We start from the raw sequence: 12,900 nt of genomic DNA on the forward strand, positions 1-12,900 counted from the left end.
TTCCATTGATGTGTTTATTTAATCATCATTCCCGCCACAAGGGCTGAATGTCCTAGTTGAACGCAGGCATAGCATATCATTACCACAAACGAATAATTCTTTAGCTTACAGCATTCTTCTATGAAATTATCATTAAGATAAATGAATGAAATCATTTATGAGGATTGTGATGTTTTTCGTCTAACTTTAGCAACATCTATCTAGTATAAATGAAAGAGCCACGAATAGCTGGCATTCAAAACGGGGATGGGCTTGTGGGCACCAGTGATGATTTACTTGATATATAAACAGTCAGAATCATTTTAGACGAAACCTTTGTGAATAAGCAACTAAAATCCCCGTGGTAAATGATGTCATTTTTCTATTCTTTTTCAAAAATAGTTAATCACACTACAATATAGACGCTCCACTCTCAAAGAAAGTTACACCAAATTTAATTTTTTTATTGTATCTTTATTCAGTTTATGTTTAACAAAAAATGTGGAAAGAACGCCAAACCTTGATTTAATAATGTTTATAGACTATGGAACATATTTCATGCTATACTAGAGCCATTGTGAAAAAAGGAGGAACTTGCATGATTCAAGTTAGTAATGTAGGTCTTCGCTATGGCGATCGTAAACTATTTGAAGACGTAAATATAAAATTCACACCAGGCAATTGCTACGGTTTAATTGGGGCAAATGGTGCTGGTAAATCAACATTTTTAAAAATCCTTTCTGGTGAAATCGAAGCGCAGGAAGGAAATGTATCGATGGGTAAGGACGAACGTTTATCTGTCCTGAAACAAAACCACTTCGAATACGATGAGCATACAGTGCTCGACACAGTTATTATGGGGAATAAACGCCTATATGACGTGAAAACAGAAAAAGACGCTATCTATGCAAAGGAAGATTTCTCAGATGAGGATGGCATGCGTGCTGCAGAGTTAGAAGGTGAATTTGCAGAGCTAAACGGTTGGGAAGCTGATTCAGAAGCGGCTACACTATTAAACGGTTTAGGTATCTCCGATGATCTTCATTACATGCTAATGGGCGATCTTGAAGGTTCTGACAAAGTTAAAGTATTACTGGCACAGGCACTGTTTGGTCAGCCTGATGTACTATTACTCGATGAGCCTACCAACCACCTTGACTTAAAGGCAATTCAGTGGCTGGAAGAGTTCCTGATTAACTTTGAGAATACAGTTATTGTTGTATCCCATGACCGTCACTTCTTAAATAAAGTATGTACACATATTGCGGATTTGGACTTCTCTAAAATCCAATTATATGTAGGGAACTATGATTTCTGGTATGAATCTTCTCAATTAGCACAAAAAATGGCACAAGATCAAAATGCGAAAAAAGAAGAGAAAATTAAAGAATTACAAGCGTTTATCGCACGTTTCTCTGCCAATGCCTCTAAATCGAAGCAAGCAACATCTCGTAAAAAAATGCTGGATAAAATTGAACTGGATGATATTAAGCCATCAAGCCGTAAATATCCATTCATCAACTTCCAAATCGGCCGTGAAATTGGGAACGATGTCCTAACAGTAGACGGTCTAACAGCAAGTCATGAAGGCGAAACGCTATTCAAGGACATGCGCTTCTCGATGAACAAAGAAGATAAAATTGTTTTACTTGGTAGCCCAATGGCGAAAACAGCACTTCTTGATATTTTAATGGAAGAAAAAGAAGCGGATGCTGGCACATTTAAATGGGGTGTAACGACATCTCAAAGCTACTTCGAAAACGATCATGACAAGTACTTCGAAGGTTCTGAAAAAACATTAGTAGAATGGTTACGTCAATATTCTCCAGACGATGAAACAGAAAGCTTCCTACGTGGTTTCCTAGGACGTATGCTGTTCTCTGGTGAAGAAGTGAAGAAATCCCCTGCTGTTCTTTCCGGGGGCGAAAAGGTACGTTGTATGCTATCGAAAATGATGCTTGCGACAGCAAATGTTATTTTATTAGATGAACCTACGAACCACCTTGACCTTGAATCTATTCAAGCATTGAACGAAGGCTTAATTCGTTTCAAAGGCGCAATGATTTTCACATCACATGACCATCAGTTCATCCAAACAATTGCTAACCGTGTCATCGAAATCCGTGAAGACGGCTCTATTTTAGATAAGCAGTTAACATATGATGAATTCCTAGAGTGGAAAGATAGCCAAGGCTTAAGCTAAGCTTTACAAAAATCCTCTACCCATAGTGGGTAGAGGATTTTTTTGTCTTTTGTGTTTATATGGTTTTTAAAGGATTAAAAGGATTTTTATTGAATGATATAGTATAGCATTAATGAGGGGGTAATCTTCGTGAAGAAAATTGCAATTATATCAGATATTCATGGGAATAAAACGGCATTAGAGGCCGTATTAAAAGACATTCGCTTAAGAAAGATTGACAGAATTTTTTGTTTAGGTGATTTAATCGGCAAGGGCCCTCAAGGATCTGCCTGTATAGAACTTATCCAACAGAATTGTGAACAAGTCGTACGAGGCAATTGGGACGTATTTATTCAATCCCCTACTGACAATGATTTTCTCCAATGGTTTAAAGATCGATTAACAGCAAAAGACTATCAATATCTCGGGTCATTACCCTTCCATATTGATCTTGAATTAAATGAACAGCTCATAAGATTTTTCCATGCGTCTCCAAGAAGTGAATTTGAACGTATCCTACCAAATCATCCACTTGAAAAGCGTTTATCTATGTTTGAGAATACGGCAGTAACCAATTCAAGCCATTACAAGAAACATCCTGATATTGTGTTCTATGGCGATATCCATACAACTTTTTTACATACATATAAACAAGGAATTCTTTGTAATGTAGGGAGTGTTGGTAATTCACTTGACCTAACTTCTGCTTCCTATGCCATTCTAGATGGAACACAGTCAAACAATGCCATCCAATTTATTAGAGTAGCATATGACCGAGAGGCTGAGCTAATGATCGCAAAAGAACTAGGTATGCCTCAATTAGATCAGTATTATAATGAAATTATGTTTGCCAACTATCGAAATGCTTAGTACCGTCATAATTAAAAAAGAATCCATTTTCATGCCAACATGGATTCTTTTTTATATTCAACGCTGAAAATACCATTGTAGCGCATTCTTGTAGAGGATTTTATCAGCAGCCTGTTGATCAAATAGCTGTTGAATCAATTCCACATCCCCATAATTAAAAGGTCGTTTAGCTCTTGTAGACGGGCAATCTGTTCCAAACATGAGGGCATCTGGATTAGCATTATAAATCGCTTGTAAAGCATGCTTCACATCCAGCTCCACACGACCAAAGCCAGTCGCCTTGACACGTACTCCCTTATCAACAAGCTTTAATAAATGTGGCAGCCCTTCTTCCGACAACCCTAAATGATCGATGGAGATGGCTGGTAATGCTTCAATTGTCGAGGCTATCTCCGGTATTTCCTTCGCATCGATATATAATTCACTATGCCAGCCCACCAAATCATAAACCCGTCGTGCAAAGGTTTCTAGCTGTGATAAATCCTCTGAGCCACCTCGTCTACTATTAAAGCGTAATGCCCGTACCCCATTGTTATGTAAATGTACAATTTCATCATCCGTGACCGTATTAGGTAATTGCGTTACCCCACAAAACGTGGGACCAAGTTGTTTCAATGCTTTTAAAAGATAGGCTTGGTCAAATCCTTGAAAAGATCCTGATACAATGGCGCCTCCCGCTATCTGGAGACTCACTGTGTCCTTTTGATAATCCTCTACTACATAGCTTGGTGGCGTATAACCTTGATTTTCGATAATCGGAAAATTAAAGTCAATGATATGAAAGTGTGCATCAAAGATTCGCATCATTTATCCCCCTTTTCCTTTGAATTTACCATACTCTAACTATAAGTTATAATACGAATTTCTAGCTATTTCTCATAAGGAAAACTTATTGACTTGCAATAGCTTAAGTTCCCTCTTCTCTTTTCAAGTTGATAAAACAAACATAAAAAATGGTATGAACAATTAAATTCATACCACTCTTTTTAGCTAAGCTAATGCCTTATTCCTCAAATTTTTTAAATGCTAGCACAGCATTATGACCACCAAAGCCAAACCCATTCGATAGCGCAAAGTTAACGTCTTGATGAAGTGCCTCATTAGGAACATAGTTTAAATCACATTCGGGATCTGGTGTTTCATAATTGATGGTTGGTGGAATAATGCCCTCCATTATACTTTTCAATGTAATAATGGCTTCAATTCCACCGGCCGCGCCAAATAGATGTCCTGTCATCGATTTTGTGGAGCTAACCTTTAGTTGATAGGCATGGTCACCAAAAACGTGTTTAATAGCCTTTGTTTCAGATTTATCTCCCTCTGGAGTACTTGTGCCGTGTGCGTTGATATAATCGATAGCTGCCCCATCGATAGCACCCATTTTTAATGCCAGCTTCATGGCATTGGCAGCACCAGTAAAATCAGGAGCTGTAATATGATAAGCATCTGTTGTCACACCATAGCCAACAATCTCACCCAGAATCGTAGCACCCCTTTGTTTGGCGTGTTCATACTCCTCTAGGAATACGATGCCAGCTCCTTCAGACATGACAAAGCCATCCCGCTTGCTATCGAATGGTCGACTGGCCTTTGTTGGCTCTTCATTCCTAGTGGACATGGCTTTCATGCGGGAGAATCCTGCAAAGCTAAGTGGATTGATCGGTGCCTCCGCTCCGCCTGCTAAAATGCCATCCGCATAGCCATGTCGAATCGCTAAGAAAGCTTCTCCAATCGCCTGGTTTCCTGTCGCACAGGCAGAAACAGGTGAAAAGCTTGGTCCTTTAAAGCCCGTTTTGATTGCTAGTATTCCTGCAGCCATATTGCTAATCATCATCGGCACCATAAATGGTGACACCTTCCTAGGCCCTTGMTTGAGCATCGCTTGATGATTTTCTAAAATCGTTTCAATGCCCCCAATGCCAGAGCCAATGTAAACGCCTAAACGCTCCTTATCTACCTGATCCATATTTAAATTGGCTTGTGTCAGAGCTTGCTGGGCAGCGGCAACAGCATATTGCACAAATAGATCATATTTACTGATTTCTTTTTTATCCATATACAGCGTTGCATCGAAATCCGTACTCGTCCCAGCAATTTGCGTATTAATGCCGCTAAATGCCTCCCCTTGAATTTTTTGAATCCCTGATTTTCCTGCCTTAATATTCTCCCATAAGGCTGATACCGAATTACCTAACGGGGAAACAACACCATATCCAGTAACAACGACTCTTCGTACCATGCACATCGCTCCTTCTCGTATCATGTCTTACTTTAACAGTTCCTTTAATTGCTCCAGCATCTTTTGAAAGAACGCTTCTCCTACAACACGTTTATATTGTAATGCCCCTTTCGTACTTGAAATAAGTAATACAGCTAGAGCCTCCAAATCATTAGTAGCTTGGAGTGCGCCCTGTTGTTTAGCATCTTTCAATAGCTCAACAAAGACATCGATTTCCATTTGACTAAGCTGCTGAAGCTTTTCTTGCATTGGTTGCGGTAATTCTTGATAATCCGCCTGTAAAGCTGATATAGGGCAAATGCCGTCTTGCTCTAGAAATTTTATTCGCTGCATAATAAAGGCAAATGGCTTTTCCTCAGCTGGCAAAGTGGACTCCTTCATCAATGTAAAAGTTCTCTCTAATCCTTGTTGAATTCTTTCGCAAACAGCAATCCCTAAGTCTCCCTTCTTCTCGAAATGATAGTGAATACTGGCTTTCGTGACGCCAAGCTCCTTTGCTAAATGCTCATAACTAAATGATGTGAATCCCTTTTCCTGAATATTCTTCAATGTTAATTCTATAATTTGCTTTTTTCTATTTGTCATGGCTTTATACTAACTTACTAGTAGGTAAGTGTCAATCTAAAAAATGCAGCAGATAAACGATTTATCTGCTGCTTGCGTGATTATTGCATTTCCTTTGTTGGTCCCATCACGCCAGGTACTGGTAAACCTGCTTGACGTAGTAGGACCGTCATTTGTCCACGATGATGTGTTTGATGGTCAATTAATACACGTAATAAAGCCCCTTTTGGCATCGGCGCTTTAAAGCCTGTTACTACCTCTAGTAACTCTTCATTCGAAAGCTTAGCCACTTCCTCTTTAATACCATTTGCTACGCTTTCATAGGCTGTCACGATCTCAGCCGCAGTCGTTGGCACAGGATCTTCTTGACGAATCATTGGTACTTTTAATCCTGCTAGATAGCTAAAATAACCTGCTGCTCCAACTAAATGCCAGCCTAACCAACCAAGTGTACTGTGACCCTCTACAATGCTTTGCTGAAGCTTGTCATCTGTTAAAGCCTGTAATACCTGTAGTGTCCCGTTTGATGCATTTGACCATTCTTGTAAGAAATCATCTACATGTCTATACATGTCTTTGCCCCCCATTTTTTCACTTCATTTCTATCATAGATAATTTTCCATGCTGTTACAAGTTTTCATTAAATAGTTTACATAATAATATTATTTATACAATCTCATATTATTCGTATAACACTCCTCGTTCACGTATAATGAAAGAAAATAGCGAAGGAGTGTGCCCATGAGATACCCTGTTCTAGTACTTTCTGTAGTATTTTTGCTGGCTGGCTGTCGTGAAGAAGTTCAGGAAGAGCCTGTGCCAGCTCCAACACCATCTGTGGAAGACAAGCAAGCAGTGGAACAAGATCAAACGTCACTTCTCTCCTATTTTCCACCTGATGGATCTGTTGCTTCTTTTCAAGGGGAAGGAAATGAATTTGCTAGCTTCACACTAAAAACTACCTACCTCGATACACAGCATATCGTACAAATAGAGGATAATGGTGGTGTGACACTATTAAAAATCTACCGCATAACGGATACAAGTATTGATCTTGTCTATCGAGAACCTGTTGACAGTAATCCAAGCATGCCAAGTGCAGCTGAGGCAGCATCTTATCCTGTACTGGAAACCGTACTTCAAAAGCCTTTACAAGTCGGGACAAGCTTTCAAGGTTGGACCATTGAATCAACGACCGCTACTGTTGATACTGGTACAACGGTCTATCAAGATGTCATCCAGCTAAGTCGCTCTGAAGATCAAATGACCACAACCAAATATTTTGCAAAGGACATTGGTCTAATTCGCAAAGAGGATACGATGGAAACAGAGCAAGATGAGCCATTTGTTGTGACATCAACCTTGCAAAAAATAGAATAATTGAAAGTAAACAGGCGTCCTGCTTGGGCGTCTGTTTTTTAGCAAAGGAGGCCAATCAATGAGTGATATACATAATGCAACACCAAAGCAAGATGAATTAACGGAAGAAGAATTTATTGAACTTGTACTCGAGGAACAGCAAAAAGCATTAGCACAGGCGCGAGAAGAACGCATTTATGGAAAAAAGCCAAAAAAACAAAAGCCTCTTGTACGCTGGATCATGTGGGGTATGGCACTAGTGCTGTTTTTCAATACATTTGCCCTCATTTTTCAAATCTACTCCATACCCGCGCTTGAATTTATCAAGGTTTCAACGCGGCTCTCTGCACAAGAGGATATACAAACCTATAAAAAGGCAGTCGTTGAAATTTCAACAGGCTCCAGTAAAGGCACTGGTTTTGCCATCTCACCAGATGGTCTGATTGTCACCAACGCCCATGTTGTCGAACATGCCACAACATTATCAGTTGTCTTTCCTGATGAGGGACTGATGGAAGCAACATTAATCGAGAGCTATCCAGCCGTAGATTTAGCCTTTGTACAGGTGCAAGCTGAGCAACTTCCCTATCTACCTCTTGCAGAAGATCCACCTTACACTGTTAATGAACATGTCTATTTTATTGGAAATCCACTTGCTTTCACCGGCATCGCTAATGAAGGAACATTGCTAGAAGCCATTCAATTAGAAGATTGGCAGGAGCCAGTTAGGATGCTAAAAGCTCCTGTTTATCGGGGCAATAGTGGTAGCCCTGTAATCGATCAACATGGTGAGGTCATTGGGGTTATCTTTGCCACGATGAAATATGAGCCCATTGGAAATGTTGGCCTATTTGTACCTGTACAACAACTCCGAAATTTATTAGAAGAGCAATAAAAAATGAACCTGTAATAAGCAGGTTCATTTTTTATAGGGCGCCTTAGGTTTACATAATATTATTATTTATCTTTACTTTCTTGCTTGACGAACTGAGCAATTGGTGATTTTACAGGAATTTTACTGACTACCTCATCACTTACTTCTGCAACCTTTTGTAGCACATGTAAAAGCTTGTCATCCCCTGTCCAGTGCTTTTCCACTACATCTGGACCCAACTTATTAATAATGGTATTTACCACAAAAGTTGCTAGTACAACATCATCTAAATAGCCACCAAAGCCTAGCAGTCCTTCTGGCATTAAATCCATTGGTAATACAAAATACGCAATGGATGCCCCAATTAATGCACGACTCTTTTTATCTACACCCGCATCGGTTACTGTTTTAATTAACAAATGAAATAAATCAGGCACAAACATTAAATACGGAGTAAACTTGTTACTTTTTCCCTTTTTCGACCCAAGGAAAGCTACTAATTTTGTACGTAGTTTCTGATAAAAATCCTGTTGCTCCTGTTCTTCAGGCAATTTTTCTTCATTATTCACATTCATCTGCCTCCTTCTTTACAGCGATGCGCTATTTTGGCGGGGCTACCCTCCATTTTATGGGGTTATCCGCTACTTTTGTGCAGCTATCCTCCAGTTTCACATGGCTATCCGCTACTTTTATAGCGCTATCCTTTACTTTTGCATGGCTATCCGCCACTACTATATATTTAACCTAAAATAGGATTTGTAATCCTTAAACTTGCAAATGATACAAAAAAGACATCCTATTTACATAGGATGTCTTGGGTTTAACGAAAGTAATTTTAATTACTGAGAATTAAAGTTTAGTTACGTTAGCAGCTTGTGGTCCGCGGTTGCCATCTACAACTTCGAATTCCACTTTTTGACCTTCGTCAAGAGTTTTGAAACCTTCGCCTTGGATAGCTGAGAAGTGTACGAATACGTCGTTTTCACCTTCAACTTCGATGAATCCAAAACCTTTTTCTGAGTTAAACCATTTTACTGTACCTTGTTTCATTTAAGAAAACCTCCAAAAAATAAAAGTGAACAATATGTAATTTCTTCAGCGATTGAAAAAAATTCACATATTACAAAGAGTACCGAACTAACGCGATCACTTTTTGTAATATGTGAATTCATGTTTCCGGTGAAGCAATTAAATTGTTAAGTTAAGTATAACTGCCATCCATAATTTTGTCAAATAAAGAAAAAATCTTTTTTACTTTTTTTCAAAATTTTTTTACTTCTCTTCTATTTTACACGCAATTATCCCATGATATACTTGTGCATCATCATCGCAAGCCTCACAGTAAAAGCTTTCATCCTCAGACCAAAAAGCCCAATACTGCTCCTCTTTCGCTGCCTCATTATCGTAAGAGGAACGAAAATGCGCTAATTTTTGCTGTAATGCACGTTCAAAGAGCTCCTTCGTGTCAAATGTATCTTCAGTTTGAATATAAGCTTCCCAGCCTTCAAATTTCCACCAAGGCTCATAGTCCGCTTTCATGTAAATAATTGTATACATATTTGCCCATTCCTTGCTGTCATAAGATAGTTTCATTTTAGCAAACACAACTGAAATGTCTATTAAAACCACCTGAATTATGCTATTATTACCTTATTATACATACTTTTTGGAGGTATTTTTATGTTTTCAAGTATTCGACCTAAAGCAGAGCTAGAAGAACTACTCAAACGTGGTACAGATTTACATGCAACAGGCCGATTTTACCAAACACTGGCATTCAATCATTTCACTTCACAAGATGAGGAGCACTTAAAGGCACTCTATCAAAAGCTCAAAGACATTACCCCTTCCATGAATGCCATTTTTCATCATTATTTAAGCGAGATATCCCCTACCTCTCAATTAATCATTAGTGAAGAAAATATTAATCAATACTTAACACAGTTTTTCTTAGCAACTCGTGATGATCATTATGTAGATGAAACTGTCAAATTTTTCAATCTATTCCGCAAGCATCAATACGAGCCTGGTAAATTAATTGTTGTCTTCAACCAATTTGCCTTCTATATTACTACATATATTTTATACAATTTTGGTATCAAGCCAAATAAAGCATTTCAATATATGAAATCCTTCCAATCCGCTGTCAATGTCGATCAAGAATTATTAGTGGAAGTGTTAACTGAACGCATTATTGAAAATGTGGTAGGAGAAGTATCTTCTTTAATGGATGTCAATGCCAAAATTATGTACATGAAAGATTTAGTTTTTAGCCTAGATAAACAAAATGAAGAGATTCAATCCTCTACTGCTGCAACAGAACAGATTGCAGCTTCTATCAATGAGGTTGCACGCATGTCTTCTCATATATCAGAGAAAACAACTGAATCTGTTGACCATGCTACAAAAGGTAAAAACGCTATTGAGCATGCCCTATCGGAGATTTTTAAAACAGAGGAGACCTTTACATCCATTGTTGACTCATTTTCAGAATTACAAAAAAGGGTAAATGATATTGAACAGGTTGTCACATTAATCAATCAAATCGCCGATCAAACGAATCTACTCGCACTTAATGCCTCCATTGAAGCAGCGCGTGCAGGTGAACATGGGAAAGGCTTTGCGGTCGTTGCACAGGAAGTACGAAAGCTTGCTGAAAACACGGTAGCTGCGCTAAGTGAAGTATCCGCAAATGTTCATCATTTAAAGAGTTATTCGAATGATGTTTCTAACTCGATTACCGATACGACAGCTATTATTAAAGAAGCAACCGTTGAAGCAAAAGATTCGTTACCATTATTAAATGCCATTGTTCAAGCGATTGAGGGTATTAATTTAGATGTGACAAATACGGCTGCCATTTCCCAGGAACAAGCAGCCGCGATTGATGAAGTTTCAGCAAGAATGATTGAAATTTCAAGCTTGCAGGAAGATATTCGTGATTATAGTCATAATACATCCAGCGATATTCATTTATTAGGGAAAGAAATTAACCGTTTCCGTAATGATCTTATTGCTAACAATAATGTACAGCTTTCATCTATTGCCCTACTACAATTATCGAAGGCTGATCATATTTTATGGAAATGGCGCATTTATAACATGTTCCTTGGCCTAGAAAACGTTGATCCAAGCGATGTTTCTTCTCATAGAGACTGTCGACTTGGCAAATGGTACACTGCGTCTCGTACAGTCGAACGTTTCGGTCATTTACAGGACTATCATGAATTAGATGGCTATCATTTACGCGTCCATGAATCAGCGAAGCTTGCGGCTGAAGCCCATAAAGCGGGTCATATCGAACAAGCTGATATTCATCTAAAAGAAGTCGATGAGGCATCTAAGCATGTACTTTATCACATTAATAACTTAATTGCCTATTTAGAAAAAGAACGTGTCATGCAATAAAAGGAGAGGTTCGCCCCTCTCCTCTATTAAGTAGGAGGTATTCCCTTGAACAAACGAGCAAGTATAAAATTTTTTGGTGATGTCTATGGCACAGGCTACCGATTCTTCATCAAGCAAAAAGCTATTGAATTAGGGTTAAAAGGATACTGTCGATTGAATGACGCAGAGCAAATTGAAGTGGAAGTGGAGGGCTCAGAAAAGGCACTCAATGAATTTCTCCTTTTTGTCCAAAAAGGCGTTAGTCCCCAAGCCGATTCCAATTCATTTTCTTTAGAATTATACGATGATTTAAAAGGCTATATACGTATGGAGTCAGACATTGTTTAATGTCTGGCTTTTTTGTAGTGTTGTTTTAGAGAGGGGTTCAACAATTTTTAATCTTAACACTGCATTTTGTCATATAGGAAGTATGATAAAATTATCGAAAAATATTTGGGAGTGATTATAATGAAATTTACTTGTCCTTGTTGCGGATATAAGACAATGAAAGGAAAACCACCAGGTACATACGAGATATGTGAAATTTGTTTTTGGGAAGATGACGGCGTTCAATTTTATGATTATGACTTTGGAGGTGGAGCTAATACGCTATCCTTAAGGCAAGCACAGAAAAATTTTAATATATTTGGTGCATGCGAAGAACGATGTATTGCGTTTGTAAGAAAACCAAACGAAAAAGACGAAAAAGATTCAAATTGGAAGCCGTTTTTCAAGAGAGCTGACACTGGGCTATGGGTTCTTTGAATGATGCCTCCTCTCCTAGTTATTGAAAGCAAAAAAGTCATGCTCTTAAGAACATGACCTATCATCATTTTTTGATTTTTATTTTTTGAATGGCAGCAACTAATATCGATTCATCAGTGATTTTCACATATTGATTTTTAGATTCCTTCATATAGCCTTCTTTGTTTAAATAGGCTTTTAATTTTGATTTTTTCTCAAAGACTTTTTCTTTCACTTTCTGTTCACTTACTGGTTCATCCATATTTTTTGTAATAGACACCAGAAAAATTTTCGTCATCCTATATCCCCCTTTGTATCAGTTACGAATTCATTTGGAAAAATTTTCATACAAGACTCATTCATTTTGGATGAAGATGCTCTTCTTAGAGAATAAACCGCTCCTTTTCGAGTTGGAGCCGCTCATGGATCTCACTTAACCGCTCGCTTTGAGGCAGAAGCCGCTCTTGAATCAAATTACGCTCCTCTATTCAGGGACCGAGATGCAAAAAATCGTCATTCCCATGTCAGAATGGCTCCTAAGGATAACAAAACCGACTTATTCATCGAAACAACTCACTTATTCTATGTATTATCATTGAGAAAGTTCACAAATAGCAGTAAAATTTATGTAAGGGATTAATTTTCAATGAAACTTTATGTCGATTATTTCGTATAAGAAGATAGACATATTGAAAAGCAAGG

Annotated in this window: 15 protein-coding genes; 7 read left to right on the top strand and 8 right to left on the bottom strand. The window is 38.3% G+C overall.

The window, feature by feature from the left end; all coding sequences use genetic code 11:
* Positions 1–577: 577 nt before the first annotated feature.
* Positions 578–2,182, top strand: coding sequence for an ABC-F family ATP-binding cassette domain-containing protein (locus ACHZEU_RS02175; protein WP_004230062.1), 1,605 nt, complete (start codon positions 578–580; stop codon positions 2,180–2,182).
* A gap of 129 nt (positions 2,183–2,311) precedes the next feature.
* Complete coding sequence (locus ACHZEU_RS02180) at positions 2,312–3,031, top strand: metallophosphoesterase (RefSeq protein WP_048392870.1); 720 nt, start codon at positions 2,312–2,314, stop codon at positions 3,029–3,031.
* A gap of 57 nt (positions 3,032–3,088) precedes the next feature.
* On the opposite strand, the gene ACHZEU_RS02185 is transcribed toward ACHZEU_RS02180, so the two are convergent.
* From ACHZEU_RS02185 to ACHZEU_RS02200, 4 genes are all read right to left on the bottom strand, one after another.
* The gene (locus ACHZEU_RS02185) at positions 3,089–3,835 is read right to left on the bottom strand and encodes an amidohydrolase (RefSeq protein ID WP_103118112.1); all 747 of its coding nucleotides are present in this window, start codon (positions 3,833–3,835) and stop codon (positions 3,089–3,091) included.
* Between the two features lie 199 nt (positions 3,836–4,034).
* Entirely contained in the window at positions 4,035–5,270 is a 1,236-nt protein-coding gene (gene fabF / locus ACHZEU_RS02190; protein ID WP_404803949.1) for a beta-ketoacyl-ACP synthase II, read from the bottom strand.
* A gap of 27 nt (positions 5,271–5,297) precedes the next feature.
* Entirely contained in the window at positions 5,298–5,855 is a 558-nt protein-coding gene (locus ACHZEU_RS02195) for a TetR/AcrR family transcriptional regulator (RefSeq protein ID WP_404803950.1), read from the bottom strand.
* An 80-nt stretch (positions 5,856–5,935) separates the two neighbouring features.
* Positions 5,936–6,406, bottom strand: a complete 471-nt coding sequence (locus ACHZEU_RS02200) for a DinB family protein (protein ID WP_016993631.1) — start codon at positions 6,404–6,406, stop codon at positions 5,936–5,938.
* A 169-nt stretch (positions 6,407–6,575) separates the two neighbouring features.
* On the opposite strand from ACHZEU_RS02200, the gene ACHZEU_RS02205 reads away from it, so the two are divergent.
* Complete coding sequence (locus tag ACHZEU_RS02205) at positions 6,576–7,214, top strand: hypothetical protein (protein ID WP_048392874.1); 639 nt, start codon at positions 6,576–6,578, stop codon at positions 7,212–7,214.
* Positions 7,215–7,272: 58 nt separating this feature from the next.
* Positions 7,273–8,088: a S1C family serine protease gene (locus tag ACHZEU_RS02210; RefSeq protein WP_404803951.1), complete on the top strand. Its 816-nt coding sequence runs from the start codon at positions 7,273–7,275 to the stop codon at positions 8,086–8,088.
* Positions 8,089–8,150: 62 nt separating this feature from the next.
* Here ACHZEU_RS02210 and ACHZEU_RS02215 read toward each other — a convergent pair whose 3' ends face one another.
* From ACHZEU_RS02215 to ACHZEU_RS02225, 3 genes are all read right to left on the bottom strand, one after another.
* Positions 8,151–8,642, bottom strand: coding sequence for a YkvA family protein (locus tag ACHZEU_RS02215; protein ID WP_066036791.1), 492 nt, complete (start codon positions 8,640–8,642; stop codon positions 8,151–8,153).
* A gap of 274 nt (positions 8,643–8,916) precedes the next feature.
* Positions 8,917–9,117: a cold-shock protein gene (locus ACHZEU_RS02220; protein ID WP_004230088.1), complete on the bottom strand. Its 201-nt coding sequence runs from the start codon at positions 9,115–9,117 to the stop codon at positions 8,917–8,919.
* Positions 9,118–9,339: 222 nt separating this feature from the next.
* On the bottom strand, positions 9,340–9,696 hold the full coding sequence (locus tag ACHZEU_RS02225) for a DUF1033 family protein (RefSeq protein ID WP_279494980.1): 357 nt from the start codon (positions 9,694–9,696) through the stop codon (positions 9,340–9,342).
* A 51-nt stretch (positions 9,697–9,747) separates the two neighbouring features.
* Here ACHZEU_RS02225 and ACHZEU_RS02230 point away from each other — a divergent pair, with 51 nt between their 5' ends.
* From ACHZEU_RS02230 to ACHZEU_RS02240, 3 genes are all read left to right on the top strand, one after another.
* Positions 9,748–11,475: a globin-coupled sensor protein gene (locus ACHZEU_RS02230; protein ID WP_259950737.1), complete on the top strand. Its 1,728-nt coding sequence runs from the start codon at positions 9,748–9,750 to the stop codon at positions 11,473–11,475.
* Positions 11,476–11,520: 45 nt separating this feature from the next.
* Entirely contained in the window at positions 11,521–11,802 is a 282-nt protein-coding gene (locus ACHZEU_RS02235) for an acylphosphatase (RefSeq protein ID WP_016994023.1), read from the top strand.
* 120 nt (positions 11,803–11,922) lie between these two features.
* Positions 11,923–12,219, top strand: coding sequence for a CPCC family cysteine-rich protein (locus ACHZEU_RS02240; RefSeq protein WP_404803952.1), 297 nt, complete (start codon positions 11,923–11,925; stop codon positions 12,217–12,219).
* A 64-nt stretch (positions 12,220–12,283) separates the two neighbouring features.
* On the opposite strand, the gene ACHZEU_RS02245 is transcribed toward ACHZEU_RS02240, so the two are convergent.
* Positions 12,284–12,496, bottom strand: coding sequence for a hypothetical protein (locus ACHZEU_RS02245; protein ID WP_048392884.1), 213 nt, complete (start codon positions 12,494–12,496; stop codon positions 12,284–12,286).
* Between the last annotated feature and the right edge of the window lie 404 nt (positions 12,497–12,900).

It is taken from the genome of Lysinibacillus sp. S1, from assembly GCF_044986265.1.
Classification (GTDB): domain Bacteria; phylum Bacillota; class Bacilli; order Bacillales_A; family Planococcaceae; genus Lysinibacillus; species Lysinibacillus capsici.

Bases quoted from the DNA above. Each gene is read 5' to 3' on its own strand.
- ACHZEU_RS02230 (WP_259950737.1), top strand. From the start codon at position 9,748: ATGTTTTCAAGTATTCGACCTAAAGCAGAGCTAGAAGAACTACTCAAA.
- ACHZEU_RS02245 (WP_048392884.1), bottom strand. From the start codon at position 12,496: ATGACGAAAATTTTTCTGGTGTCTATTACAAAAAATATGGATGAACCA.
- ACHZEU_RS02240 (WP_404803952.1), top strand. From the start codon at position 11,923: ATGAAATTTACTTGTCCTTGTTGCGGATATAAGACAATGAAAGGAAAA.
- ACHZEU_RS02210 (WP_404803951.1), top strand. From the start codon at position 7,273: ATGAGTGATATACATAATGCAACACCAAAGCAAGATGAATTAACGGAA.
- ACHZEU_RS02200 (WP_016993631.1), bottom strand. From the start codon at position 6,406: ATGTATAGACATGTAGATGATTTCTTACAAGAATGGTCAAATGCATCA.
- ACHZEU_RS02195 (WP_404803950.1), bottom strand. From the start codon at position 5,855: ATGACAAATAGAAAAAAGCAAATTATAGAATTAACATTGAAGAATATT.
- ACHZEU_RS02185 (WP_103118112.1), bottom strand. From the start codon at position 3,835: ATGCGAATCTTTGATGCACACTTTCATATCATTGACTTTAATTTTCCG.
- ACHZEU_RS02175 (WP_004230062.1), top strand. From the start codon at position 578: ATGATTCAAGTTAGTAATGTAGGTCTTCGCTATGGCGATCGTAAACTA.
- ACHZEU_RS02220 (WP_004230088.1), bottom strand. From the start codon at position 9,117: ATGAAACAAGGTACAGTAAAATGGTTTAACTCAGAAAAAGGTTTTGGA.
- ACHZEU_RS02205 (WP_048392874.1), top strand. From the start codon at position 6,576: ATGAGATACCCTGTTCTAGTACTTTCTGTAGTATTTTTGCTGGCTGGC.
- ACHZEU_RS02215 (WP_066036791.1), bottom strand. From the start codon at position 8,642: ATGAATGTGAATAATGAAGAAAAATTGCCTGAAGAACAGGAGCAACAG.